This window comes from Kitasatospora sp. NPDC048407 (genome assembly GCF_043200475.1).
In the GTDB taxonomy this organism is placed as follows: Bacteria; Actinomycetota; Actinomycetes; order Streptomycetales; family Streptomycetaceae; genus Kitasatospora.
The window spans coordinates 832,548-854,978 of the sequence record NZ_JBICXW010000001.1 but is presented as its reverse complement, the minus strand read 5'-3'; the positions used below and the strand labels follow the sequence as shown (position 1 = coordinate 854,978).

The 22,431-nt window shown below is 72.9% G+C and carries 26 protein-coding genes; 15 read left to right on the top strand and 11 right to left on the bottom strand.

All coding sequences use genetic code 11. The features are described 5' to 3' along the window. Positions 1–36: 36 nt before the first annotated feature. The gene (locus ACGFWJ_RS04030) at positions 37–555 is read left to right on the top strand and encodes a DUF6879 family protein (protein ID WP_392944934.1); all 519 of its coding nucleotides are present in this window, start codon (positions 37–39) and stop codon (positions 553–555) included. A 2-nt stretch (positions 556–557) separates the two neighbouring features. Further along, a complete protein-coding gene (locus ACGFWJ_RS04025; RefSeq protein WP_392944932.1) occupies positions 558–1,169 on the top strand; it encodes a Scr1 family TA system antitoxin-like transcriptional regulator in 612 nt (203 codons plus the stop codon). Between the two features lie 16 nt (positions 1,170–1,185). Here the strand turns inward: ACGFWJ_RS04025 and ACGFWJ_RS04020 are convergent, their stop codons facing one another. Next, positions 1,186–1,569, bottom strand: coding sequence for a hypothetical protein (locus tag ACGFWJ_RS04020; protein ID WP_392944931.1), 384 nt, complete (start codon positions 1,567–1,569; stop codon positions 1,186–1,188). A gap of 140 nt (positions 1,570–1,709) precedes the next feature. Between ACGFWJ_RS04020 and ACGFWJ_RS04015 the strand changes: the two genes are divergently transcribed. The 3 genes from ACGFWJ_RS04015 to ACGFWJ_RS04005 all read left to right on the top strand — a co-directional run bounded on the left by ACGFWJ_RS04015 (position 1,710) and on the right by ACGFWJ_RS04005 (position 4,241). Continuing rightward, positions 1,710–2,237: a hypothetical protein gene (locus tag ACGFWJ_RS04015; RefSeq protein WP_392944929.1), complete on the top strand. Its 528-nt coding sequence runs from the start codon at positions 1,710–1,712 to the stop codon at positions 2,235–2,237. Positions 2,238–2,316: 79 nt separating this feature from the next. Then, positions 2,317–3,585: a sensor histidine kinase gene (locus ACGFWJ_RS04010; protein ID WP_392944927.1), complete on the top strand. Its 1,269-nt coding sequence runs from the start codon at positions 2,317–2,319 to the stop codon at positions 3,583–3,585. Further along, positions 3,570–4,241 (top strand): response regulator, encoded by a 672-nt coding sequence (locus ACGFWJ_RS04005; RefSeq protein WP_387635395.1) that lies wholly within the window; start codon positions 3,570–3,572, stop codon positions 4,239–4,241. The genes ACGFWJ_RS04010 and ACGFWJ_RS04005 overlap by 16 nt, the downstream gene beginning before the upstream one ends. A 53-nt stretch (positions 4,242–4,294) precedes the next feature. On the opposite strand, the gene ACGFWJ_RS04000 is transcribed toward ACGFWJ_RS04005, so the two are convergent. The 3 genes from ACGFWJ_RS04000 to ACGFWJ_RS03990 all read right to left on the bottom strand — a co-directional run bounded on the left by ACGFWJ_RS04000 (position 4,295) and on the right by ACGFWJ_RS03990 (position 7,828). Then, a complete protein-coding gene (locus ACGFWJ_RS04000; RefSeq protein ID WP_392944925.1) occupies positions 4,295–4,681 on the bottom strand; it encodes a hypothetical protein in 387 nt (128 codons plus the stop codon). Between the two features lie 163 nt (positions 4,682–4,844). Then, a complete protein-coding gene (locus ACGFWJ_RS03995; protein WP_392944923.1) occupies positions 4,845–6,020 on the bottom strand; it encodes a glycosyltransferase family 4 protein in 1,176 nt (391 codons plus the stop codon). 47 nt (positions 6,021–6,067) lie between these two features. Further along, a complete protein-coding gene (locus ACGFWJ_RS03990; RefSeq protein ID WP_392944921.1) occupies positions 6,068–7,828 on the bottom strand; it encodes a hypothetical protein in 1,761 nt (586 codons plus the stop codon). Positions 7,829–8,000: 172 nt separating this feature from the next. Here ACGFWJ_RS03990 and ACGFWJ_RS03985 point away from each other — a divergent pair, with 172 nt between their 5' ends. The 3 genes from ACGFWJ_RS03985 to cutA all read left to right on the top strand — a co-directional run bounded on the left by ACGFWJ_RS03985 (position 8,001) and on the right by cutA (position 10,520). After that, positions 8,001–8,870, top strand: a complete 870-nt coding sequence (locus ACGFWJ_RS03985; protein WP_392944919.1) for a helix-turn-helix domain-containing protein — start codon at positions 8,001–8,003, stop codon at positions 8,868–8,870. A 211-nt stretch (positions 8,871–9,081) separates the two neighbouring features. Next, entirely contained in the window at positions 9,082–9,936 is an 855-nt protein-coding gene (locus tag ACGFWJ_RS03980) for a carbohydrate-binding protein (protein WP_392944917.1), read from the top strand. A 254-nt stretch (positions 9,937–10,190) separates the two neighbouring features. Next, positions 10,191–10,520: a divalent-cation tolerance protein CutA gene (gene cutA, locus ACGFWJ_RS03975; protein ID WP_392944915.1), complete on the top strand. Its 330-nt coding sequence runs from the start codon at positions 10,191–10,193 to the stop codon at positions 10,518–10,520. A 31-nt stretch (positions 10,521–10,551) separates the two neighbouring features. Here the strand turns inward: cutA and ACGFWJ_RS03970 are convergent, their stop codons facing one another. Beyond that, positions 10,552–11,226 (bottom strand): hypothetical protein, encoded by a 675-nt coding sequence (locus tag ACGFWJ_RS03970; protein WP_392944913.1) that lies wholly within the window; start codon positions 11,224–11,226, stop codon positions 10,552–10,554. Between the two features lie 162 nt (positions 11,227–11,388). On the opposite strand from ACGFWJ_RS03970, the gene lepB reads away from it, so the two are divergent. Further along, entirely contained in the window at positions 11,389–12,087 is a 699-nt protein-coding gene (lepB, locus tag ACGFWJ_RS03965; protein WP_392944911.1) for a signal peptidase I, read from the top strand. Positions 12,088–12,097: 10 nt separating this feature from the next. Next, positions 12,098–12,505 (top strand): DUF3224 domain-containing protein, encoded by a 408-nt coding sequence (locus ACGFWJ_RS03960; protein WP_392944909.1) that lies wholly within the window; start codon positions 12,098–12,100, stop codon positions 12,503–12,505. A gap of 49 nt (positions 12,506–12,554) precedes the next feature. Here ACGFWJ_RS03960 and ACGFWJ_RS03955 read toward each other — a convergent pair whose 3' ends face one another. Together ACGFWJ_RS03955 and ACGFWJ_RS03950 are read right to left on the bottom strand one after the other, a co-directional pair. After that, on the bottom strand, positions 12,555–13,772 hold the full coding sequence (locus ACGFWJ_RS03955; protein WP_392944907.1) for an aminotransferase class V-fold PLP-dependent enzyme: 1,218 nt from the start codon (positions 13,770–13,772) through the stop codon (positions 12,555–12,557). Between the two features lie 532 nt (positions 13,773–14,304). After that, positions 14,305–14,799, bottom strand: a complete 495-nt coding sequence (locus tag ACGFWJ_RS03950) for a GNAT family N-acetyltransferase (protein WP_392944905.1) — start codon at positions 14,797–14,799, stop codon at positions 14,305–14,307. Between the two features lie 75 nt (positions 14,800–14,874). On the opposite strand from ACGFWJ_RS03950, the gene ACGFWJ_RS03945 reads away from it, so the two are divergent. Next, positions 14,875–15,618 carry a dienelactone hydrolase family protein gene (locus ACGFWJ_RS03945; protein WP_387859381.1) on the top strand — a complete coding sequence of 248 codons (744 nt, stop codon included), beginning with the start codon at positions 14,875–14,877 and terminating at the stop codon, positions 15,616–15,618. Here the strand turns inward: ACGFWJ_RS03945 and ACGFWJ_RS03940 are convergent. Beyond that, complete coding sequence (locus ACGFWJ_RS03940; RefSeq protein ID WP_392944903.1) at positions 15,613–15,780, bottom strand: hypothetical protein; 168 nt, start codon at positions 15,778–15,780, stop codon at positions 15,613–15,615. The genes ACGFWJ_RS03945 and ACGFWJ_RS03940 overlap by 6 nt on opposite strands. A gap of 9 nt (positions 15,781–15,789) precedes the next feature. Further along, entirely contained in the window at positions 15,790–16,902 is a 1,113-nt protein-coding gene (locus ACGFWJ_RS03935; protein ID WP_392944901.1) for a hypothetical protein, read from the bottom strand. A 123-nt stretch (positions 16,903–17,025) separates the two neighbouring features. On the opposite strand from ACGFWJ_RS03935, the gene ACGFWJ_RS03930 reads away from it, so the two are divergent. After that, positions 17,026–18,303 (top strand): MFS transporter, encoded by a 1,278-nt coding sequence (locus ACGFWJ_RS03930; protein WP_392944899.1) that lies wholly within the window; start codon positions 17,026–17,028, stop codon positions 18,301–18,303. Between the two features lie 20 nt (positions 18,304–18,323). Here ACGFWJ_RS03930 and ACGFWJ_RS03925 read toward each other — a convergent pair whose 3' ends face one another. Beyond that, complete coding sequence (locus ACGFWJ_RS03925; protein ID WP_392944897.1) at positions 18,324–19,349, bottom strand: NlpC/P60 family protein; 1,026 nt, start codon at positions 19,347–19,349, stop codon at positions 18,324–18,326. Positions 19,350–19,485: 136 nt separating this feature from the next. Between ACGFWJ_RS03925 and ACGFWJ_RS03920 the strand changes: the two genes are divergently transcribed. Together ACGFWJ_RS03920 and ACGFWJ_RS03915 are read left to right on the top strand one after the other, a co-directional pair. Beyond that, positions 19,486–19,881 (top strand): BlaI/MecI/CopY family transcriptional regulator, encoded by a 396-nt coding sequence (locus ACGFWJ_RS03920; protein WP_392944895.1) that lies wholly within the window; start codon positions 19,486–19,488, stop codon positions 19,879–19,881. Further along, on the top strand, positions 19,878–20,780 hold the full coding sequence (locus tag ACGFWJ_RS03915; RefSeq protein WP_387635347.1) for a M56 family metallopeptidase: 903 nt from the start codon (positions 19,878–19,880) through the stop codon (positions 20,778–20,780). The genes ACGFWJ_RS03920 and ACGFWJ_RS03915 overlap by 4 nt, the downstream gene beginning before the upstream one ends. 57 nt (positions 20,781–20,837) lie before the next feature. Here the strand turns inward: ACGFWJ_RS03915 and ACGFWJ_RS03910 are convergent, their stop codons facing one another. Then, positions 20,838–21,623 (bottom strand): VOC family protein, encoded by a 786-nt coding sequence (locus ACGFWJ_RS03910; RefSeq protein WP_392944892.1) that lies wholly within the window; start codon positions 21,621–21,623, stop codon positions 20,838–20,840. 208 nt (positions 21,624–21,831) lie between these two features. Between ACGFWJ_RS03910 and ACGFWJ_RS03905 the strand changes: the two genes are divergently transcribed. Next, positions 21,832–22,392 (top strand): DUF421 domain-containing protein, encoded by a 561-nt coding sequence (locus ACGFWJ_RS03905; protein ID WP_392944890.1) that lies wholly within the window; start codon positions 21,832–21,834, stop codon positions 22,390–22,392. Positions 22,393–22,431 lie beyond the last annotated feature (39 nt).

The following is a 22,431-nucleotide window of genomic DNA, read 5'->3' as shown; positions in this document are numbered from 1 at the left end:
CCAGGCGCATGATGCAGTTCTTCCCGGAGGTGAACGGTGGCAGCAGTCCCATCGCTTGAGGATCTGCTGCGGACCTGTACCCGCTCGGCTCTCCACCTGGAGATGCGCGACGGATACATGCGGGACGACCCCCTGTTCCTCCGCTGGCTCGGCGGACAGCGCGACGACCCTGCCGACCGCCCGTCGTGGTGGAGCCCCTGGTTGCAGCTCATCGAGGAGACAACGAACCGCGGCGTTGAGGTGCTGCGCGCGCGAGTCGTCTCGGAACCGGTGAGTGAGTACATCCGGTTCGAGCACGAGATCACGTTCCGGAACCTCGCCGCCGGCGAACAGGTCAGGTGGCTTCCCCGTCGGCAGGCGACCGGCCTGGCACTTCCGGGCAACGACTTCTGGCTGATCGACGGACAACTCCTCCTGGTTCACCACTTCAGCGGTGACGGCGACTTCGTGGACGAGGACCTCATCACTGATCCGCAGACCGTGAAGCTCTGCGCCTCCGCCTTCGAGGCCGTCTGGGAACGGGCGGTCCCGCACGAGGACTTCCGGCTGCGCTGACCGTGTCCGCGTCGTCCAGCGTTCAGCAAGCCAAGCAGGCCCTCGGCCAGCGTCTGCGCGACATCCGGCGAGACTCGGGACTCAGCGCACGGGCGCTGGCCGAAGCTGCTGGGTGGCACGAATCCAAATGTTCCAAGATCCAGAGCGGCCGGGTGATGCCCTCCGAGGCCGACCTACGCACCTGGACCGCCATCTGCGGCGTCCCGCACCAGGCCGCCGACCTCGTCGCGACGGCCCGGAACATCGAGGGAATGTACGTCGAGTGGCGACGCCTGGAGCGCGCCGGCCTCAAACGGGCTCAGGAGTCCGTACGCCCACTGTTCGGGCGCACGCGACGGTTCCGGATGTACCAGTCGTGGGTCATTCCCGGCCTTCTCCAGACAGCGGCCTACACACGCGAAGTGCTGAGCACGATCGTCTCGTTGCGCAGCACTCCTGACGATGTCGACGAAGCTGTCGCCGTCCGCATGGAGCGGCAGGAGGTGCTGCACACGGGAGACCACCGGTTCGCTTTCCTGATCGAGGAGTGGGTGCTGCGGACCGTCATCGGCACCCCGGACATCCTCGCCGTCCGGCCGGCCCCGCGTTCGAGATCTGCCGTGTCCCGTTGTTGAGCCGGGCTCGACCGGCTCAGCTCAGGAACGCAACCACCAGCGGGTCCGACTCCGGCGCGATGTAGTCGCAGGTCGAGGGTTCGGCGTGCCAATGATGGCTTGCATCCGCCTCGGCGGCGAAGCCCTCGATGTTGTCGGTGAGGAGGCCGAGAGCTTCCCGTCCTCCCTCGATCCGCAGGATCTGGCCGTCCGTGACGATCGAAACGGTGTCGCGCTCCGGATCCTCCCGGAACGCGATCCCCGACAGCGACCGCTCGTAGGGAGAGGGGTCCCGGCTCTCCGAGAGATCGCAGCTTCCGGCCTTCCCCCGCAGCAACTGCCCGAGCGCCAGGAGCCCTTGGCGCGTCCCGGAGAGTTCGAGCTCTCTGGTCTTCCCGCTGTACAGAACCTGCAACGTCATGCCCCCTCCGACCTGCTGATCGTACCGATCGCCGAGTGGGATCGTCCTGCCGGTCCTCGGCCCCGGTCGGGTCCGAGGAGTTTGCTCGACGTTACGGACCGGGTCACGGGCTGGTGGCTGCCCGTGATCGAATAAGGGGTATGGGGGACGAACGAAAGCACTACGGGCCGCTGGAAAATCTCGACGGACGCTGGGCCGTGGGGGATTCCACGCTGCTGGGCGGCCGCTGGGTGGAACTGCGGGCGGACGGCATGGTGCTGCACGTCGGTGACGCCGAGGGTGAGTTGATCGACTGGTCCCGGGTGACGTCCGGGATCCGCATCCAGGTCGGGCGCTTCGCGCGAGGAGGCGGCGACGCGGCCGGTGGTGGGTTCGACTACCCGTGGCCGTCGAAGCGGCCCGGTATCGGCTATCTCTTCCTGACCCTCCGCGACCCGGACGAGAGCCGCAGGCTGACCTTCAACCGGCATCCGGAGCACTACAAGAGCGAAGAGGTACTGCTGGCCGCCGAGTTGATGGCCTCAACGATCGCCGCCGGCGAGGCCCACCGCCTCGGCGACCCGGAGTGGCTCGACCGGGCGGTCACCCGGGTGGCGGGCATTACGGGGTGGACGATGCGTTCGGTGCCTGCGGAGTTGGTGAAGGAAGCCCTGGAGCGCGAGGACTGACGGGCCCGGCGGTCCGGTTGCCGTCGTGCCTGGTCCGGCTGGGTAGAGTCGGGTGCGAACGGCAAGGGGAGGCGCGCGGATGGACGTCGCGGTGTGGGCGGCGGTGCGGCGGCGGCCCCTGGGGTTCTTGGTGTCCGGGTGGCCGTGGCGGGTCTGGGCGTTGTTGGTGAGCGGTGCGGTGCAGGGTGTGCTGGTGCTGCTGGTGCTGGCCGTTGGGGTGGTGGTGGGGGTCGCGCTGTCGGTGGTCGGGGTCGGGCTGCTGGTACTGGCCGGGACGGCCGTTCTCGGGGTGCCGGTCGGGGCGGTGGAACGCCGACGGCTGCGGCTGGTCGAGCCGGCTCAACTCGCCGATCCGCACCGGACGGTGGCGCGGCGTTGGCTCCGCACCCGGCTGCGCGAGCGGGCGACCTGGCGTGAACTCGGGTACGCCGCAGTGCAGTCGACGGTCTTCACGGCTGTCGGGCTGGTCTTCGCGGCGGGGATCGGGTTCAGTCTGCTCCTGCTGGCCGCGCCGTTGTTCATCTGGGCGGTGAGCCCGGACACCGTGATGCTGCTGCCCGGACGGGCGGTCTCGGGGCCGGTGGACGGGCTCGCGGCCAGCGCCGTCGGGCTGCTCGGACTGGTGGTCGCGGCGTACAGCGGTGCGCTGGTGGCCGGTGCGCAAGTCAGGCTCGCCAGACTGCTGTTGGGCCTCCGCGACGAGGACCTCGGGGCACAGGTGGTCGAACTCACCCGCTCCCGGGCCCGGTTGGCGGACGCCTTCGAGGCCGAGCGGCGCCGCATCGAACGCGATCTGCACGACGGAGCGCAGCAGCAACTCGTCGCCCTCGGCATGACGTTGGGCCTGGCCGAACTCGAACTGCGCGGCCAGGACACCCCCGCCGCCGCACTCGTCACCCGGGCCCGCGGCGAGGCGCGCCTCGCGCTCGACCAGCTCCGCACCCTGGTTCGCGGCATCCACCCGCAGGTGCTCACCGATCACGGACTCCCGGCCGCCGTCGCCGAGTTGGCGCTGCGCCACCCGGTGCCCGTGCTGATCGATCTCGACCTGCCGCACCGGCTGCCCGGCCCGGTGGAGAGTGCCGCGTACTTCACCGTCACCGAGGCGCTCACCAACGCCGCCAAGCACAGTGACGCCGACGAGATCGCCGTCCACGGCACGCTGGACGGTGACATCCTGGTGCTGTCCGTCACCGACAACGGCCGCGGCGGCGCCGACCCCGCCGCCGGCGCCGGCCTGCAGGGCCTCGCCGACCGGGTGGCCATCCTGAAAGGACGCCTGACCGTGACCAGCCCCACCGGAGGGCCGACCCGCCTGCGCCTGGAGGTGCCGTGCTCCGGATCGTGATCGCCGAGGACGCCGTCCTGCTCCGGGCCGGCCTCGTCGAACTCCTCACCCGGCTCGGCCACCACGTCATCGCCTCCGTCGGCGACGCCGAACAGCTGATCCGGGCCGTCGACGAGGACCGCCCCGACATTGTCGTCACCGACGTGCGGATGCCCCCCGAACACCGCGACGAGGGCCTGCGCGCCGCGCTCCACCTGCGCGAACGCCATCCCGGTCTCCCCGTCCTGGTGCTCTCCCAGTACGTCGCCACCGCGTATGCGACCCGCCTGCTCGGCGCCGCCACAGCGGACCAGGGCGGCCTCGGCTACCTACTCAAGGACCGCGTCATGGACGTCGCCGACTTCACCGACGCGCTCGAACGCGTCGCCGCCGGCCGGACCGTCATCGACCCCGAGGTCGTCCGCATCCTGCTCGCCCACCGCACCGCCGACGACCCGCTGCGCCGCCTCACCCCGCGCGAACACGAAGTGCTCGCGCTGATGGCCGAGGGCTTCAACAACCAGACCATCGCCCAGCGCCTCACCGTCACCGAAGCCTCCGTGGTCAAACACGCCGGCAACATCTTCATGAAACTCGACCTCGACCCCACCGAGGGCAACCGCCGCGTCCTCGCCGTCCTGGCCTACCGCGACCGCGAAGGAGTCGACACTGCTTGACGCATCCGGCTGCGGCGGCGACCCGGGCACGGAACGGGCGAGGCCGACCGCGCTCAGGCTGCGGCGACGCCGGGGTCCTCGTCCTCGTCGCCGTCATCTGAGGAGCCGCCCCGCTCGTAGCCCGTAACGGGGACAACGCGTCCGTCAGCAAGGGTCCTCGTGTGCCCCGCTACCGAGTGCTTGACGGGGGATGTCCGTGGCTCGTTCACAGCCGCGGGGTCGGCGACCCACCCGGCGTCCTCGGCGTCTTCGGCGTCTTCGGCGTCCTCGGTGGCGTTCTGTTCCTCTGCCTGCTTGGCGACCACGACAATGATGGTCAGGGCCGCGACCCCCAGGGCGGCACCGGCGGCGAGGATCTTCCCTCTGTGCTTCCCGTACAGGTTCTTTGCCTTCGCAGCGAAGGAAGTTGGCTCGCCGTCCTCGGGCGTGGAGTCATTCACGCACACACATCTACCGGAACATCCCGCTCCTGTCAGGAAATCACCCGACATCGCTGGGGCGGGACGCGGTCGGTGATCCGGCTCGACGGCAGCCGGTTCGCGGTGGACGCGGCCAAGGGGCTCGGAGGCTCTTCACACCTGGAGGTGGTGTTCCGGTTCCACCTCACATGCCAGGCGGCTGCTTCGCGCCGGGCATCTCCGGCTGACGGGCCGTCGCTTCACCGGCGAGGAGGGCGTTCAGGTGGGCGGCGGAAGCGTCCCAGGACCATGCCTGCTGGACCCAGTTGCGGCCGGCGCGGCCGAACTCGCGGGCGTGGGACGGGTCTTCGAGGTAGGAGGCGATGGCGTCGGCGATGGTGGAGATGTCTCGGCCGTCCACGACGAGGCCGGTGCGGTGGGGGAGGACGGCGTCCGGGGCGCCGCCCGAGTGTCCGGCCACGACCGGGAGTTCGGCGGCGGAGGCCTCCAGGAAGACGATGCCGAGACCCTCCGCCTCCAGGCCCGCGCGGCGGGTTCGGCACGGCATCGCGAAGACGTCGGCGGCCGCGTAGAACCGGGCGGTGTCGGCGTGGCGGTGGCCGCCCGCGAAGACCACCGCGCCCGGGGCGTGACGTTCGGCCAGGCCGCGCAGGCGGGTCTCGTCCGGGCCCTGACCGACCAGGAGGAGCGTGGCGCCCCGAACACGGCGGCGGATCAGCGGAAGGGCGCGGATCAGCATGTCCTGCCCCTTGCGGGGTACCAGCCGGGCCACGCACAGCACCACCGGGGCGTCCCAGAGGCCGAGTTGCTCGCGTATCGTCCGGCGCGCGGTGGGTGAGGGGCGGAACAGCGCCGGATCGACGCCCGGGACCAGCCGCTCGAGCGTCGCCTTCGGCCCCAGCGCGGGGCCGATCCGCCGCCGGGTGTACTCGCCGAGGTACGTGACGACGTCGCAGTGCGTGCCGATCCGCCGCAACAGGCTCCGGGCCCCGGGCGTCCGGGCCCACCAGATCTCGTGCCCGTGCGTGGTGGCCACCAGCCGTTCCACACCGCCGCGCCGCAACGCCGGCGCCATCGCGGCGAGCGGGGCCGCCGCCCCGAACCACACCCGGTCACACCCGTGCGCCCGCGCGATCTCCACCGCCCGCCGCGCGACCCGCCCCGTGGGCAGCAGCATCCGCGACCGATCCCGAACCACCGGGAACGGCAAGGTCGCGTCGTACGCCTCCGCGCCCGGCTCGGCCGAGGTGTAGACGACCACGTCGTGGTTCGGCACCCGGACGGCCATCGCGTGGACGAAGGTCTCGATGCCGCCCTGCCTGGGTGGGAAGTCGTTGGTGACGATCAGGGTGGTGGGCATGGGTGCCTCGCAGGGGAGTTGAGAGGGGTGGAGGGGAGGGGCGGCGGTCAGGAGTGGCGGCCGGCGGCCACCGGTTCGCGGGAGGTGGGGCGAGCTTCGGCGGTCGGCGAGGAGCTGGTCGCGAGCGGCGCCGGCCGGCGGACTGCGTTCTGCGGGCCGGGAGTTGACGTGCCACCGCCGGACGGTCGGCCGCAGGCGAGGCGGGTGAAGACGGCCAGGAACAGTGGCAGCGCCAGGTAGCCGAAGCGCCCGGCCGGTGCGAGCAGGAACGCCACGGACAGCCCGACCGCCAGGCGGTCGGCGGCGGCCACCGCCGTGGTGGGCGGGCGGCGGACCAGGGACACGGCCACCGCGCCCCCGCCGAGCAGGAGCAGGGCGAGCGCCAGCCACCAACCACCAGCGCCGAGTTGGGCGAGCAGGCGTCCCGGCAGGGGGCTCGCGGCGGGGGTGCGCCAGTCGCCGAGGCCGAGCGGGAACTCGAACACCTGGCGCACCATCGGGCCGGGCGCCAGCACCAGCCACGGCGCCACCAGTGCGGTGGCGACCGTCACCGCGACACCGGCGCAGCGCCGGGCGGCCCGTCGTCCGGCCACGGCCCCGAGCAGGGCCACGGCCACCGGAACGGCCGGCCAGGCCGTCCACTTCATCGCACACGCCAGCGCCAAGGCGAGCCCGGCACCACCCGCGTGCCGCCGCGACGCGAGGGCGAGCGCCAGGCAGAGCAGGCCGGTCATCGGCAGATCGACCCCGCTCACCGCCAACGGCAACGCCACCACGGGCGAGGCCGCCAATGCGACCGCGCCAGGCGCCAACGACGTCCGAGCGTGGGGAAGTTGAGAGGCAGGCGACCCGCCCCCGGTCGAGGTACCCGGTGCGAAGGGAGCTCGGCCGAGCCGCCGCAGGGCGGACAGCCCCACGATCCGGCCACCAGCTGATCCCGCCGTCGGCACCAACGGACGCCGGGCGGCGGAAAGTTGAGTGCCGAGGAGCGGCCGCCCCGGGCGCAGCGCTTGCCACGCGCCCCCCGCCGTCGCTGATCCCGCCGTCGGCACCAACGGACGCTGGGCGGCGAGAAGTTGAGTGCCGAGGAGCGGCTGCCCCGGGCGCAGCGCCTGCCACGCGCCCCCCGCCGTCGCTGATCCCGCCATCGGCACCAACGGACGCCGGGCGGCGAGAAGTTGAGTGCCGAGGAGCGGCCGCCCCCGGCGCAGCGCCTGCCACGCGCCCCCCGCCGTCGCTGATCCCGCCGTCGGCACCAACGGACGCTGGGCGGCGAGAAGTTGAGTGCCGAGGAGCGGCCGCCCCCGGCGCAGCGCCTGCCACGCGCCCCCCGCCGTCGCCAGGAACGCCACCGCGCACCACAGTCGCGGGTCGCCGAGCGCGGCACCCGCGCCGAGCAGCCCTCGCGGCAGGCCGAAGGCGGCCATGGCGGGCAGGTAGGGGGTCAGGTCCAGGACGGAGGCGGGGGACTCGAGGTACGGCGAGCCGTGGGCCAGCAGCTCCGTGCCGGCCCGGCCGATCACCGTGACTTCGCTCTGGCCCTCGCCCGAGCGGACGGCCAGCAGCAGGGGGAGCAGCCCGGAGACTCCGAGTGCCAGCAGAGCGGAGGGCAGACGGAAGTCGCGCCGCGGCAGCAGGACGAGGACGGCGGCCAGCAGGTAGCCGACGGCCGCGACGGTGCCCCAGTCGCGGTGCGGGCCGAGTGGGGAGACCAGCGGGAAGGCCGCGGCCCAGGCCGCGCAGAGCAGCCAGCCGGCGGGCCACAACCAGCGGCGGTTCCATGGAAGTTGGCGCGGAGGAGTGGTCACCCGTCCATTTCAGTCGGCGGACCGGGAGGCGTCAGCGGGGCCAGGTCGAGACTTGATGCTCGACTTTTCCCTACCTGTCACCGGGGGCCGGCACCCGGCGACGGAAGGCGCCGCCGGCTGTGATGGTCTGGACCACTGGACGGTTCGAGGGGAGTCCGCGCACACTGGCGCGATGACGCTCCGACCGCCCGCCGGCCTGGAACTGCACGACCTGGACGTGCCCGATCCCGGGTTGCTGCCGTTCGCCGCCGGTAGTTTCGACTCCATCGGGCCGCTCTCCAAGGCGGACTTCCCGCACCGGCACTCGTTCTACGAACTGGTCTACGTGACCAAGGGGAGCGGGACGCACATCGTCGATCTCACGGAGTACCGGATCGAGCCGCCGGTGCTGTACGTGGTGCTTCCGGGGCAGGTGCACCACTGGGTGCGGGCGCGGCAACTCGACGGCTGGGTACTGCTGTTCAACGAGGACTTCCTGCACCGGCACCCGGAGGACCTGGCCCTGCTGCGGTCGCTGGCCGGTGCCACCGCGTCCCGGCCCACCCGCCAGGGGCACGGCGAACTCTCCCGGCTGCTGGCCGAGTTGAGCGCGGAGTACCGGGCCGGCCTGGACGGTGGACTGGGGGTGCTGCAGGCGCTGCTGCACGTCCTGCTGGTGCGGGCACTGCGGGTGGCGCGGCAACGCGAGGGCGCGGACGGGGGGTTGGTGCCGCGGGCGCCGGTGCATCCGCTGATGGACCGGTTCGCCCGGCTGATCGCGGAGGCGGACCGGGCGGACCGCTCGGTGCTCGCGCTGGCCCGTGAACTGGGCGTCTCCGCAGGTTACTTGCACGAGGTGGTGAAGGACTCCACCGGCCGCACCCCGGCCCGGCTGATCCGCGAGCAGCAGACCCTGGAGGCCAAACGGCTGCTCGCCACGACGGACATGACGGTCCGTCAGGTCGCGATGGCGGCCGGATTCTCCGATCCGGCGTACTTCTGCCGCTTCTTCCGGCGTGAAGTCGGCCGTACGCCGGGGGAGTTCCGGGAGCGGTCCGCATGACCGGCGTGCACCGTCAACGATGGGTAAAGCTCGGCTGAGGAATGCACCACGTCCGGCGGCCCCCGTCCATCGACGGCCCGCCCGGCAGGGCCTAGCGTCTGTGGCACCCCACAGTGTCGCCGCGCGGGGACACCCGACCTCTCCAGGTGTCATGTCCCTCCCAGGGGGATCCGCGCGGGCGGCGTCCGACGAAGCAGCCGAACGGAGAGCCATGTCCACCCCCCACAACCCCCTTGGCGACCGTCAGATCAGTCGCAAGAGCCTGCTCAAGGCGGCTGCCCTCGCGGGCGCCGTGCCGGTGCTGATCGGTGGCGGAACCGCCCTGGCCCGCGACACCGCCGCCGCCGGCGGAACGGCCCCGCTCACCCCCAACTGCCACGACGGCGACGCGCCCACCGGCGAGCAGATCGAGGGCCCCTACTTCAAGCCGGGCTCCCCGCTGCGCACCAACCTGGTCACCTCCGGCACCCCCGGGGTTCCGCTGACCGTCAGTGGCTACGTGTTCGGCCGCAACTGCGCCCCCATCTCCGGCGCGCTGCTGGACTTCTGGCAGGCCGACACCAACGGCACCTACGACAACAGCGGGTACACCTTCCGCGGCCACCAGTTCAGCGACGCCAACGGCGCGTACACGCTGACCACGATCGTCCCCGGCCTCTACCCCGGCCGCACCCGGCACATCCACGTCAAGGTGCAGGCCCCCGGGCAGCCGATCCTCACCACGCAGCTGTACTTCCCGAACGAGCCGCGCAACGCCACCGACAGCATCTTCGACCCGGCGCTGGTGATGACGGTCCAGCAGGTCGGCAACGGGCGCCAGGCCAGCTTCGACTTCGTGCTCAACGTCAACGGGACGCCCAGGCCGAGCAGCAGCCCGACCGGCAACTCGCCCAGCCCGAGCCCGAGTTCCTCCCCGGGCGGGGCCACCACCTGGCAGGCCGGCGCCAGCTACAAGGTCGGCGACCAGGTCACCTACAACGGCGTCACGTACGTCTGCATCCAGGCGCACACCGCCTTCGCCGGCTGGGAGCCCCCGAACGTCCCCGCCCTCTGGACCCGCCGCTGACCGCGCCCACCCCCACGAGGGGCGGTCAGCGGCGACAGCCGCCCCAGGCGGCTGACAGCCAACCGAAGCGGCGGCGCGGCCCGCACTCCCGGGAGGGGAAAACCGGGAGTGCGGCCGTCGACCGTCAAGCGCCATGGCGGCCCGAGCGCGGGGTGCCCGAGCCGCCATGGCGCGCCACGGCCAGAGACACCGGCCGCCGAAGCCACCACCCGAAGCAACCCAGTGCCTCCCTCCCGCCCCCGTAGGCTCGGCCCATGACCGAGCCCCAGCACCTGGTGGTCACCACCACCCACGAGGACGAGGACACCGCCCGCGCCCTCGCCACCACCCTGGTCCGCGAACGCCTCGCCGCCTGCGCCCAGGTCCACGCCATCCGCTCCGTGTACTGGTGGGACGGCGAGCTCCAGGACGCCACCGAGTGGCGCATCGACCTCAAGACCAGGGCCCCGCTCGCCCAGCAACTCATCGACCGGATCTGTGAGTTGCACCCGTACGACACCCCGGAGGCGATCGCCGTACCGATCACGGCCGGGGCGCCCGGCTACCTGGCCTGGCTGGACACGGAGACTGCCGCGGCCGGTTGAAGCGGTCGCGCCGCGCCGCGCCGGTACCGCCTCACAGTGGCTCGCTGTGCCAGCGCTCGAAGGTGCGGCGGTCGTGCCCGGGCAGGTCGGCGCGGCCGGTGGACCAGAGCAGGGTGGGCCACCGGTCGGTGTCGGCGGGTGCTTCGGGGAACAGTCGGGCCAGTGCGCGGTCGCACAGGTCGGCGGGCGGGTGCCAGGGCAGGCCGAGGGCGGCGGCCACGTCGTGGGTGTGGACCAGGGTCTCCACCACGCCCATCGCCGCGAAACCCTCCGGGTCCGACACCCCGTAGGAGTGGAACGCGCGGACCTGCGGAGCCGCTGTCCGGACCATGGCCGCCAGCAGCCCGCCGCCGGCGTCCAGCGCCTGCAACAGGCCCGCGGGGCCGACGGCGCGGTCCACGAAGATCACGCTCGCTGGTCCTTCCGGACGGTCGCGCTGCCAGCGCAGCGGCACGTAATCCTCCAACGGGGGCCGGGCGGGCGCGAGTTGGGCCGCGTAGGCGAACAGCCCGTCCGCCAGGTGCTCCAGGGTCTCCCAGCAGTCCCACTCCAGCCCGAAGGCTGTGGTCCGCCAGTCCGCGGTGAGCGCGTCCGTCAGGGTTGCGAGCGCGAGTCGGACGGCCTGATCGACGTCGGCCGCCGCGACCGGCGTCCGCGTAGGACGAGATTCCGTCAACGGCCCGGGATCCAGGTGGCGTTGTGACATGGACGCACTCTAACCGAGGTCCCTCGGCCTCCCGGGCCGGTGCCTCGGACTTGCCGGGGTGCGCAGTGGGCTGATCCCGCCCGCTACACTCCCGAACGCCCGGACGAATCTGCCCGGGCGTTCGGCACGTTCGGCAGGTTCGGCACGGCGGCGGGTGCGTAAATGCGGGGATGGGGCAAGCTCGGCAAGGTGGCGCTGATCCTGGGGATCCTGGGCGCGCTGCTGGCGACCGGCGCGGTCGGGTACGGGATCCACCTCGGGCCCCGGCGGGTCGTGATCAGCTCAGGGGCGATGAAGCCCACCTACCGGCCCGGCCAGGTCGTGGTGGTGACGGCCGTCAAGCCCGAGCAGGTCAGGCGCGGGGACGTGGTGGTCCTCCGCTACGCCATTGAACCCGGTTCGCCGGCCGTCGCCGTCCCGAAGCGGGTGGTCGCCCTCGGTGGCGACCACATCTCCCAATGCGGCGACCAGCCCGTGCAGTTGAACGGCGCACCGCTCGACGAGCCGTACCTGCGGGGCGAGGACGTCAACGGTTACCGCGGGGGCATCAACGGTTACCGCTGCTTCGACACCACTGTCCCCGACGGCCGGATGTTCGTGATGGGCGACGCCCGGTCGAACTCGATCGACTCCCGGACGTGGGGCCCCGTCCCGCTCGCCACGGTCGAATCCCGCGACCAGCCCGGCACCGTCCGCGCCGTGGCGGCCGTCGGCGCGGCGGGCCTGCTCGGCCTGCTGGTCCTGGTGGCGGCCGCGATCCTCGGCGTGGTGGCCCGTCGCCGGCGTCGCCCCGAGATCGTCGAGTACCCAGCCTGGGCGGTGGATACCGCAGGGAGCGGCACTGTCGGTGGCGGGTCCTAACATCGCACCCATGCGAGCATCAGGAACCTTCACCGTCCCCGAGTTCACCCCCGCGCCCGTCCCGGAGGGCGACATCAAGACCGCCGTCGGCGTCGGTGTCGCCACCATGCGCAAGGAGTTCCGGGGTGAGATCGAGGGCCGCTCCAGCACGCTGTTCACCTCGGCGTTCGACCACGCGGCCGGCGTCGGGACGTACCTCGCCATGGAGTCCTTCGCGGGCCAACTGCACGACGCCGAAGGGACGTTCAACTTCGCGCACTCCGCCACCACGCTGGGCGCGGGCCGCGCGGGCGAGTACTTCGTGATCGTCCCCGGCAGCGGCACCGCCGGGCTGGCGGGCATCACCGGCACCGGCGGCATCGTCATCGACGAGGACGGCACCCACCGGATCCACCTGGACTACGAACTCCCCGCCTAGCAACGGTCGGTGGACCCGCGCTGCGCACTCCGCGCGGGTCCGGTCGGGCCTACTGGCGGTGCTTCGCGGCCCAGGCGCACAGCACCGGGACGCACTCCTCGGCGAAGTACTCGTAGTCCGCGGCGGTGTTGTACACGTGCGTGGAGAGCCGGAAGTAGCCCGTCCCGCCGAAGCTGGTGAACGCCGCCTCGACCCCGAACTCCGTTGCCAGCCGGTCGCGGAGGCCGTCCGCCTCCAGCCGGGTCCGCCCCATCCCGGCGGGCAGCTTGACCAGCCGCAGCGCGTTGACCGGCATGCCGACCTCCGCCGCGGCCGACTCCCCGGTGGCGGCGGTGAACGCATCGCCGATCAACTGCTGGGCGTAGTCGGCGAGTTCGGTCATGTAGTCGCGAGCTTGCGGCCAACCCCACTGCTCCGCAACGAAGTCGAGCGCGGTCGGCGCGGCGAGATAGCTCGTCGCGTCCACCGTGCCCTGGGTGTCGAAACGCTCCGGGAACGGCTCCTCCGCACCCCAGGAGTCGATCAACGGGTAGAGCGCGTGCCGGAGTTCGCCCCGAGCGACGAGCGCGGCCGTGCCGCGCGGCGCGCAGCCGAACTTGTGCAGGTTGCCGACCCAGGCGTCGCAGTCCAGGCCCGCCCGCGGATCCTCCAGCAGGCCGGGGACGTGCGCGGCGTCCACCAGCAGCGGGATGCCGCGCTCACGGGCGGCCGGGCCGATCAGGTCGATCGGGAGACGGCGCGCGGTGGCGGAGGTGATCTGGTCCAGCACGATCAGCGCCGTCCGGTCGTCGAGCCCCGCCAGCACCGCCGCCGCGGCCTCCTCCGGACCCGCCGCCAACGGCACGTGCACCGTTCGCACCGAGCCGCCCCAGCGCCGGGCCAGCCGGGCCGCGCCCATGGTGACCGCCCCGTACCCGTGGTCGGTGACCAGCACCTCCCCGCCCGGCCGGTGCGGCAGGCTGTTGTACACCGCGCTCGCGCCCGCACTGGCGTTCGGCACCAGGGCGGTGAACTCGGCCGGGGCGCCCAGGAATTCGGCGATCACGGCACGCGCCCGGGCGACCCGCCGGGGGAGCGCCGGGAACCACACCACCGGGGCGCGCTCCATCTCGTCCCGCAGGTCCTGCTGCGCGCGCTGCGCGGCCAGCGGAACCGCCCCGAACGAACCATGGTTGAGATGCCGCAACGACGGATCCAGCGACCAGCCGGCCGCGGCCGGCCGCCCGTCCTGGAGCAGCAGCGGCTTGGGGGCGACGACGATTCCCACAGTCCCTCTCCGATCCGGCCGCCGACGTCCTGACCCGGGAGCGGCCTGTCGCCACGATGCTGACACAGTGCCCGCCGGGCCCGACACGCGGGCTGCTCTGGCCCGTTCGGGTGGCTTCCCGTTGCGCCGTCCGGATGCGGCCGAGCGGGTGCCGCATGCTGATCGGACCCGACCCGCCCCGTCCCACGGGTGGGCCGCCGATCGAGAACGAGGATTCCCGCATGTTCCAGAAGTCCCAGCCGCCGGCCATCCCCGCCCCGCGCCGCCCGCTCGGCACCGTGCGCCCGCCCGCCCGGACACCCCGGCCGCCGCGCACCCGCCGCGAGCGCTGACCGCCCGGCCCCACTGACCGGCCCGCCCCCGGCCGACCCGTCTCCCGCGGCCGGGGCCGGGCCACCAAACCATCACCCGCGGCCGGGCCACCAAACCGCCGCCCGCGGCCGGGCCACCAAGCCGCCTGCGGCCGGGCCGCCAAGCCGCCGCCCGCGGCCGGTCCACCAAGCCGCCCGCGGCCGGGCCGCCAACGAGTCGGCTACGGCTCGATCACCCAGTGGTTCGTCCGCAGCACCCGCCCGGCGAACACCACCTCGCGATCCCCGAGGAGCTCGAACCCGAGCGAGCGGCAGAGTGCGTTCGACGCGCCGTTCGTCGCCCCCGGGAACGCGTGCACCCGGCCCCAACGCCCGTCCGCCCCGGCCGCTTCGAGCACCTCGCGGACCGCCCGCTTGGCCAGCCCGCGGCCCTGGAACTCCGGCAGCACCATCCACCCGATCTCGGTGATCCGTTCGCCGTCCTCCTCGTGCGGCCACAGCGTCACCGTCCCGGCGACCACTTCGGGCCCGGCGCCGTCCGGCACGATCATCCGGACCCACCAGTCGTCCGCCGCCGTCCGCTCCACATCCAGCCGGACCTTCTCCGCCATGCCCTCGGACGGCAACGGCCCGCCCAACTCGGCCATCATCGCCGGGTCGCACCGCATCCGGACGTACGCCTCGACATCCCCCGGCTCGACATTGCGCAACCGCATCCCGCTCGCCCCTTCCGCTCTGCCCGCAGCTAAGACCGTACCGAGCGGGCCCGACGGTCCGTACAGTCCGAACGCATGACGACGGTCACCACTCGCACAGTCCGCTACCCCGCCGACGGCCTGACCATGGTCGGCCACCTCGCGCTGCCCGCCGGCACCGGCCGCCGGCCCGCGGTGCTGATCGGCCCCGAAGGCCCCGGCCTGAGCGACTTCCAGCGCGGCCTGGCCGACGCGCTCGCCGAACTCGGCTACGTGGCACTGCTGTTCGACATCAACGGCGGACGCTGGTTCGCCGACCCGCAGGAGATGCTGGCCCGCGCCCTCCCGTTGCTCGCCGACCCCGAGCGGATGCGGGAGATCGGCCGGGCCGGCCTCGACGTGCTGCTCGCCGAACCGCGCACCGACCCCGAGCGGATCGCCGCCATCGGCTACGGCACCGGCGGCGCCATCGCCCTCGAACTCGGCCGCGCCGGCACCCCGTTGCGCGCCATCGGCACGCTCAACGCCGTCACCACCGGCCGCCCCGGCGAGTCCGCGAACATCCCCTGCCCGGTCTGGGCGGGTGTCGGATCGGAGGACCCGATCATGTCCGCCGACCGGCGCGAGGCCTTCACCGCCGAGATGCAGGAGGCGGGCGTCGACTGGCGTCTGACCGTCTACGGCGGCGCCCAGCACGCCTTCCACCACCCCACCGTCAACGCCGTCGTGCTGCCCGGCGTCGGCCACCACCCCCGTCAGGCCGACCGCGCCTGGCGCGACATGCTCGCCCTGCTGGCCGAATGCCTGCCCGTCACGGAGTCGGGCGATTCCGGCTCATGAGTGTTTGAGGAAGCGCAGGTAGCACGCGAGGAACACCAGCACGATGCCGACGTTCACCAGCAGCCGGGGCCAGAAGTGGTCCCGGAAGAACGCGAAGTCCACCCCGACGATCAGGCCGACCATCGCCAGCACGTAGAGCACCAAGCCCAACTGTCTTCCCATGCTTCCTTTCTACTGCGCCGGGCCGTGCGGGGGGAGGGCAGGCTCCGAGCGGTCCCGGAACGCCGGGTAGCCGGGCAGCTCGGGCACGTCCCACCCGGCGGCGATCTCGGAGAGCAACAGCCGCATGGTGGCGGTGAAGGCCGGATATCCCGGCAGTTCGAGCGCGCTCGTCCAGCGGTGCCGCAGCACCTGGCGGCGGGTGGGCACCGGCCGCCGGGTGCGGTGCGTCCACCCGTCCTCGGGCAGCGAGCGGCGCAGCAGGTGCACCGTCGTGTCGACCGTCCAGACCACCACCGCCTGTGCCATCCCGGCCTGCCAGTGCGTCTCCTCGGCCAGTTCCGGATACTGCGTCACCACCTCGGACCGGTAGGCCTCCTCGATCCGCGGGGCCAGGTCGGCCGGCAGCCGGTGGACGCACCAGCAGCTGGAGAACGGCATCCGGCAGTAGGCGGCGGTCAGGAAGACCGACTGGTAGCCGGCCGCCTCGAAGTCGATCAGCCGCAGGCCTTCCGCGGTGATCAGGTTGTTGTCGGGGCAGGTGTCCCCGGGGGTGAAGCCGGGGTACCGCTCGCCGCCGGCGGTGCCGATCGCGGTGAGCTCCTCGGCGAGCCCGGGCGGGGCGGTCAGGCCGCACTCGGTGAGCAGGTCGAGGAAGGCGTCGGCGTTCTGCAGCTGCCACGGCTCGTCCTCCCAGCTCGGCAGGCCCTGGGTGTGCTGCTGCCAGAGAGCCGCGAACTCGGCGCGCCGCGGCAGCGAAGAGGCCGCGAGCCGGCCCAGTCCGCGTGCCCACTCCAGCAGGCCGCGCTCGGCGGCCTTCGGATCGGTGGCCAGCAACAGGTCCGCCAGGGTGGGCGCGTCCCCGAGGTCCGCCATCACCAGCAGCCGCCGCTCGACGTCCGCGGCGAGCAACTCCGGTCCGGCCAGGCCGAGTGAGAGCCCGGCCGTCTCGCCGGTGTAGGCGCGCCGTGCCTCGGGCCCGTCGGCGAACGCCTTGACGATCACGCTGCCGCCGGTGGCCGTCCGGCAGCGCAGTACGGTACTCCGCGAGCTGCCGCCGAGATCGACAGGGTCCCGGAGGGGCTGGCCCAGCAGCGCGCCCGCGGCGCGGATGATCTCGTCCACCCCGGCATCCTGCCAGCGCGCAGGTCCGGGCTCGACCCGATTTCGGTCCGGCTGTAGTTTCCCCAGGCGCTCCGCCGCGCCGTCCGTCCCCGCCCAGCCGTGATCAACGCCCAGGAGTACCACGTGAGTCAGACCGGCACGCTGTCCCCCGACGACCTTCGGGAGGAAACCACCCCCGACCGTCGGCCCTGGCTGGTGCGACGAGGGTTACTCCTCGAGTCCGGTCCCCAGCGCAGACTGGCACTCGGGGGCTTCATCAACCAGCTCGGCACCGCGGCCTTCCTGGCCACAGCGCCGCTGTACGCGCTGCGGGTGATCGGCCTCCCGATCGGTCAGGTCGGCCTCGGCCTCGGGGTCGCCGGCGTGGTCGGCCTGCTCGCCGGCCCGCCCGTCGGGCACCTCGCAGACCGGCGCGGCCCGCACGGCGTCTTCCTGGTCACCCTGCTGATCCAGGCCGTGGCCATGGTGTCGCTGCTGTTCGCCCACTCGTTCGTGGCGTTCATGGTGGCGGTGGCGGTGACCGACCTGGCCGGCGCCTCGGGGGGTGCGGCGCGCGGCCCGATGATCCGCCGGTTCGGCGGTGACGAGGTGCCGAAGTTCCGTTCCTACCTGCGCTCGGTCGCCTTCCTGGCCAGCACCTTCGGCGCGCTGGCCGCCGGTGCGGTGATCCAGCTCGACTCCGGCTCCGCCTACGGGGCGCTCATCCTCGCCAACGCCCTGACCTTCGTCGGCTGCGCGGCCGTCGTGCTCCGGCTGCCCAGGCTGGAGCCGCTGCCGGCCTCGACCGGGTCGGACCGGTGGCTCGCGCTGAAGGACAGGCCGTACATGGCGTTCGTCGTGCTGGACGGCATCCTGTGGATCCAGGGCGAGGTGGTGACCTACGCGCTGCCGCTGTGGGTGGTCCTGCACACCCACGCACCGCGCTGGTTCACCGGCGTCGCGCTCGCCGTCAACACCGTGATGGTGGTCCTCCTGCAGATCCGCACCAGCCGCGGGATCAAGGGCGGCCAGGTCGCCGGCCGGGCCACCCGGCGCGCCGGGCTGGCGTTCCTGGTCGGCATGGCGGTCATCGCGATGGCCCCGGGCCTGCCCGGCTGGGCCGCCGCGGCGATCATGACGGCCGGCGTCGCCGTCCATACCGTGGGTTCGCTGTGGCACGCGGCCGGGTCGATGGAGCTGCGGTTCCGGCTGGCCCCCGCACACGCGCAGGGACAGTACTCCGGCGTGTTCGGCATCGGCATGGGTCTCTGCTACACCGTCGCCCCCGGTCTGCTCGGCCTGCTCTGCCTGAGCTGGGGCGCCCCCGGCTGGCTGGTCATGGGCGGCGTCTTCGTCGCAGCCGGCCTGGCCATGCCGTTCGTGGTCCGGTGGGCCGGACAGTCCCGGGAACTCAACAGCTGACCTCGCGCACTCGGGCCCGGTCAGGGGCGGACGGCGCCCATGTACGGCATCACGTCCATGTCGACGATCTCGATGTTCTTGCCGGTGCGCGGGGCGTGCAGGAGCTTGCCGTTGCCGATGTAGATGCCGACGTGGTGCAGGTCGTTGTAGTAGAAGAGCAGGTCGCCGGGCTGGATGTCGGCCTTCGCGATGCGCTTGCCCGCGTTCCACTGGTCCTGCGAGACGCGGGGGAGGCCGACGCCGCCGGCCCGGAAGGCGGCCTGGGTGAGGCCCGAGCAGTCGAAGGAGTTGGGGCCGGTGGCGCCCCAGCCGTAGGGCTTGCCGATCTGGGCGTAGGCGAAGTCCAGGATCGCCTTGACCTGGCCGGTGGCGGGGCCGGTGTAGGTCTGGCCGCGGGCCGAACTGCGGGACGCCGCCTGGTTGTTGTCGCCGAGGACGCGGGCCCGGTCGGCGGCCTTGAGGCCGGCCAGGACGCGGCTCGCCTCGGCCAGGTTCTTCTGCACCTCGGTCTTCTTCGCCGCCATGGCGCTGCGGGCCTGCTCCAACTCGGCCAGCTTGTCGGCGGTTTCGGCCCGGTCCTGGTTGATCGACTGCTGGAGCCGCAGCGCGCTGCGCAGCGCGTCGGCCTGCTGTTCGCCGGCCATGTCCTGGAGTCCGGCCCGGCTCAGGTACTCGTCGGGGGAGGAGCTGAGCATCAGCTGCATGCTCGGGTCGATGCCGCCGCCGCGGTACTGGTCGGCGGCCAACGCGCCGAGGGTTTCCTGGAATTTCAGGATCTTCTCCTGCTGTTCGGCCAGCCGGTCCTGCAACTTCCCGGCCTGGTCCTGGAGTTGCTTGGCCCGCTCGTCCACCTTGTTGTACTGCTCGGTGGCCGCCTCGGCGTCCTCGTACAGGGCGTCGACCTTCGCCTTGACCTGGTCGGTGTTGCCGGTGCCGGGTTCGGCCCAGGCCGTGGTGGTGGGCAGCAGGACGGCGGCGCCGGCCGCCGCGCCGAGGACGGCCGTCCTGGTGCGTCCGGCGGGCCGGGGGCGGCGGTGCGTTCCCATCGCTGCATCTCTCCTCAGAACTCCGGGGGCTGAACTACGAGACAACTTAGTAGTTCAGTAGAACGAGCGGCAAGCCACCCCGCGCCCACTACGATGAGCCGGACCACCCGGTGACCCGAAAAAGGACGGAACGGCAGTGCGCAGACTCGGCGACCTGGAGGCGGAGATCATGGACCGCCTGTGGACCTGGGACCGCCCCGCCACCGTCCGCGAGATCGTCGACGACCTCAACCGCTCCCGGCCGCTCGCGTACACCACCGTGATGACGGTCGCCGACATCCTGTACCGCAAGGGCATGCTGCGCCGCGAGAAGTCCGGCCGGGCCTGGAACTACCGGCCCACCTGCACCCGTGAGGCGTACAGCGCCGCCCTGATGCGCGACGTCCTCGGCGAGAGCCCCAACCCGACCGGTGCCCTCGCCCACCTGGTCGAACAGCTCACCCCGGCCGAACTCGACGCGCTGCGCGCCGCCATCGACTCCGTCGACCGCGACCAGCCGGGCGCCAACGGCGCACCCGGGAGCGGCCGGTGACCGCCGCGTTCGCGCTGTTCGGGTACGCGCTGCTGGTCGGCGTGCTCGCCCCGCTGCCACTGGCCAGGGCACGCTGGACGCACCGCGCGCCCCGGCTGGCCGTCGCGCTCTGGCAGGGGCTGGCGCTGTCCTTCCTCACCGCGCTGGTGCTGGCCGTCCACCACGTGGCCGTCCCGGGCGGCCACCTGCACCTCGGGCTGGTCGGCCTGATGCACCTGTGCGGCGTCGACCACCCCGCGGGGCCGACGCTCGACAGCGGCTGGCGGCTGCTGCTGCCCGCCGCGGCCGCGCTGTGGCCGCTCGGCCGGTTCGCCGCCGTGCTGGCCCGCGCCGCCCGGCACCGGCGCCGCCACCGCACGGTGCTCGACCTGGTCGCCGCCCGCGACCCGCGGCTCGGCGCGCACGTCCTCGACCACCACATCCCCGCCGCGTACTGCCTGCCCGGCCGTCGCTCCCGGATCGTGCTCACCCGCGGCGCCCTCGACGTCCTGACGGACGCTCAACTCGCCGCCGTCCTCGCCCACGAGCGCGCCCACGTCACCGGCCGCCACCACCTGGCCCGCACCGCCGCGGACGCCCTCGCCGCCGCGTTCCCGTTCCTCCCGCTGGCCCGCCTCGCCGCCCGGGAGACCCCGCTGCTGCTGGAGATGGCCGCCGACGACCGGGCCGTGCGCCGCCACCCGCGCGCCGTACTCGCCGCCGCCATGTACCGGGTGGCCGGCGGCCAGGTCCCGCAGGCCGCGTTCGCCGCCGGCGGCCCCGCCGCGCTGCTCCGGGTCCGCCGCCTGCTCGCCCCCGCCACCGCCCCGCACCCCGCGCTGCGCGCCGCCGCCGCGCTCACCACGGCTGCCGCGCCCGTGCTGCCGCTGCTGTTCACCTGCGGCCCGGTGCTGCCCTGAACGCGGGGAAGCCGCCCGCCCCGGACGGACCGGGACGGGCGGCTTCCGGTGAGCGCGTCAGGACTGCATCGGCTTCGGCTTGATCATCGCGAACGGCGCGCCCTGCGGGTCGGCGACCACCGCCATCCGGCCGGCCATCATGTCGAACGGCGGGACCAGCACGGTGCCCTTGCGCTTGACCAGCGCGTCCACGGTGGAGTCGACGTCGTCCACCGCGAAGTACGTCAGCCAGTGCGCCGGAGTGCCGGGCGGGTCGTTCTTGAGCAGCGTGGCACCGCCGACCGCGCGGCCGCCGACCTCCAGCGCCCAGTAGTCCTTCGCGCCTTCCATCGGCTTGATCTCGATGCCGAACGCCTCGCCGTAGAAGGCGGTGGCCGCCGGGATGTCGCTGGTGTGCAGCTCGTTCCAGACCACCGCGCCGGCCTCGTTGACCACCTTGGCGCCGGCGAACTCGAGGGCCTGCCACACGCCGAACACCGCGCCCTGCGGGTCCTGGGCGATCAGCATCCGGCCGAGCTTGCCGACGTCCATCACCGGGGCCAGCAGCGTGCCGCCGGCCCGGACGATCGCGTCCTGGGTGGCCTGCGCGTCGTTGGTGGCCAGGTAGCCGGTCCACACGGTGGGCGGCTCCGGCTGGCCCTCGGGCGCCATCGCCGGGCCGATCCCGGCGACGGCCCTGCCGTCCAGCTCGCAGACCGCGTACCCGCCGAACTCGGCCGGGCCGGGCTTGCCCTGCCAGCCGAACAGGTCGCGGTAGAAGTCCAGCGCCGCCTGCTGGTCCTTCGCCATCAGATCGACCCAGCACGGGGTGCCGGTCTTGTACGGTTCGGTGACTTCGGGCATCTCTCGCTCTTTCCGGTGAGGCGTTCCGGTGCTCCCCCGCAAGTCACCCTCGCCGCGCGGCCCGCGATCCGCCACCGGAGGGCGTGCCCGCCGGGCGGGTGCGGCGGGCGGGTGCGGCGGCGGGGCCGTGCCGGGGATGGGCCGTCCGGGGGAGTGCCGGGCGTGGGGGCCGGACCGGTGGATCGCGCCGGTGCCTACCGTGGCGGGCATGTGGCACGACATGTTCCAGGCGGGGATCTCGTACGGCGAGAAGACGCTGCGCACCGTGCTGGTGTACCTGGCGCTGCTCGCGCTGCTGCGGGTGGTCGGCAAGCGCGGGCTCGCCCAGCTGAACACCTTCGACCTGGTGGTCATGCTGCTGCTGTCGAACGTGGTGCAGAACGCGGTGATCGGGAACGACAACTCGCTGATCGGCGGCCTGTACGGGGCGCTGGTGCTGCTGGTCACGGACTGGGTGCTGGTAAAGCAGGCGGCCCGCTGGGACTGGTTCAACCGGCTGCTGGACGGGACGCCGACGGTGCTGGGCCAGGACGGCGGGTACGACCTGCGGGCGATCACCCGGGAGGGCATCCGGGTGCCCGATCTGGACGTGGCGATCCGGCACCAGGGCGGCGACGGGGTGGAGGAGACCTCGCTGATCGTGCTGGAGCCGGGCGGCACCCTGCTGGTGAAGCTGAAGGACGGCGACCAGGTCGCCGACAAGAACGACGTGGCGGCGATCAGGGCTGCGCTGGCCGCCATCGAGTCCCGGTTGCCGGCCGCGCGGTGAGTGGTTTGTCCCGGTTTGCGGCGGTACCGGCGAGACATT

Excerpts from the sequence above, each read along its gene's own strand:
- ACGFWJ_RS03925 (WP_392944897.1), bottom strand. The coding sequence starts at position 19,349 with ATGGGAACGCACCGCCGCCCCCGGCCCGCCGGACGCACCAGGACGGCC.
- ACGFWJ_RS03945 (WP_387859381.1), top strand. The coding sequence starts at position 14,875 with ATGACGACGGTCACCACTCGCACAGTCCGCTACCCCGCCGACGGCCTG.
- ACGFWJ_RS03970 (WP_392944913.1), bottom strand. The coding sequence starts at position 11,226 with ATGTCACAACGCCACCTGGATCCCGGGCCGTTGACGGAATCTCGTCCT.
- ACGFWJ_RS03985 (WP_392944919.1), top strand. The coding sequence starts at position 8,001 with ATGACGCTCCGACCGCCCGCCGGCCTGGAACTGCACGACCTGGACGTG.
- ACGFWJ_RS03905 (WP_392944890.1), top strand. The coding sequence starts at position 21,832 with ATGTGGCACGACATGTTCCAGGCGGGGATCTCGTACGGCGAGAAGACG.
- ACGFWJ_RS04020 (WP_392944931.1), bottom strand. The coding sequence starts at position 1,569 with ATGACGTTGCAGGTTCTGTACAGCGGGAAGACCAGAGAGCTCGAACTC.
- cutA (WP_392944915.1), top strand. The coding sequence starts at position 10,191 with ATGACCGAGCCCCAGCACCTGGTGGTCACCACCACCCACGAGGACGAG.
- ACGFWJ_RS03980 (WP_392944917.1), top strand. The coding sequence starts at position 9,082 with ATGTCCACCCCCCACAACCCCCTTGGCGACCGTCAGATCAGTCGCAAG.
- ACGFWJ_RS03910 (WP_392944892.1), bottom strand. The coding sequence starts at position 21,623 with ATGCCCGAAGTCACCGAACCGTACAAGACCGGCACCCCGTGCTGGGTC.
- ACGFWJ_RS04015 (WP_392944929.1), top strand. The coding sequence starts at position 1,710 with ATGGGGGACGAACGAAAGCACTACGGGCCGCTGGAAAATCTCGACGGA.
- ACGFWJ_RS04010 (WP_392944927.1), top strand. The coding sequence starts at position 2,317 with ATGGACGTCGCGGTGTGGGCGGCGGTGCGGCGGCGGCCCCTGGGGTTC.
- ACGFWJ_RS03950 (WP_392944905.1), bottom strand. The coding sequence starts at position 14,799 with ATGCGGTTGCGCAATGTCGAGCCGGGGGATGTCGAGGCGTACGTCCGG.
- ACGFWJ_RS03940 (WP_392944903.1), bottom strand. The coding sequence starts at position 15,780 with ATGGGAAGACAGTTGGGCTTGGTGCTCTACGTGCTGGCGATGGTCGGC.
- ACGFWJ_RS03995 (WP_392944923.1), bottom strand. The coding sequence starts at position 6,020 with ATGCCCACCACCCTGATCGTCACCAACGACTTCCCACCCAGGCAGGGC.
- lepB (WP_392944911.1), top strand. The coding sequence starts at position 11,389 with ATGCGGGGATGGGGCAAGCTCGGCAAGGTGGCGCTGATCCTGGGGATC.
- ACGFWJ_RS03960 (WP_392944909.1), top strand. The coding sequence starts at position 12,098 with ATGCGAGCATCAGGAACCTTCACCGTCCCCGAGTTCACCCCCGCGCCC.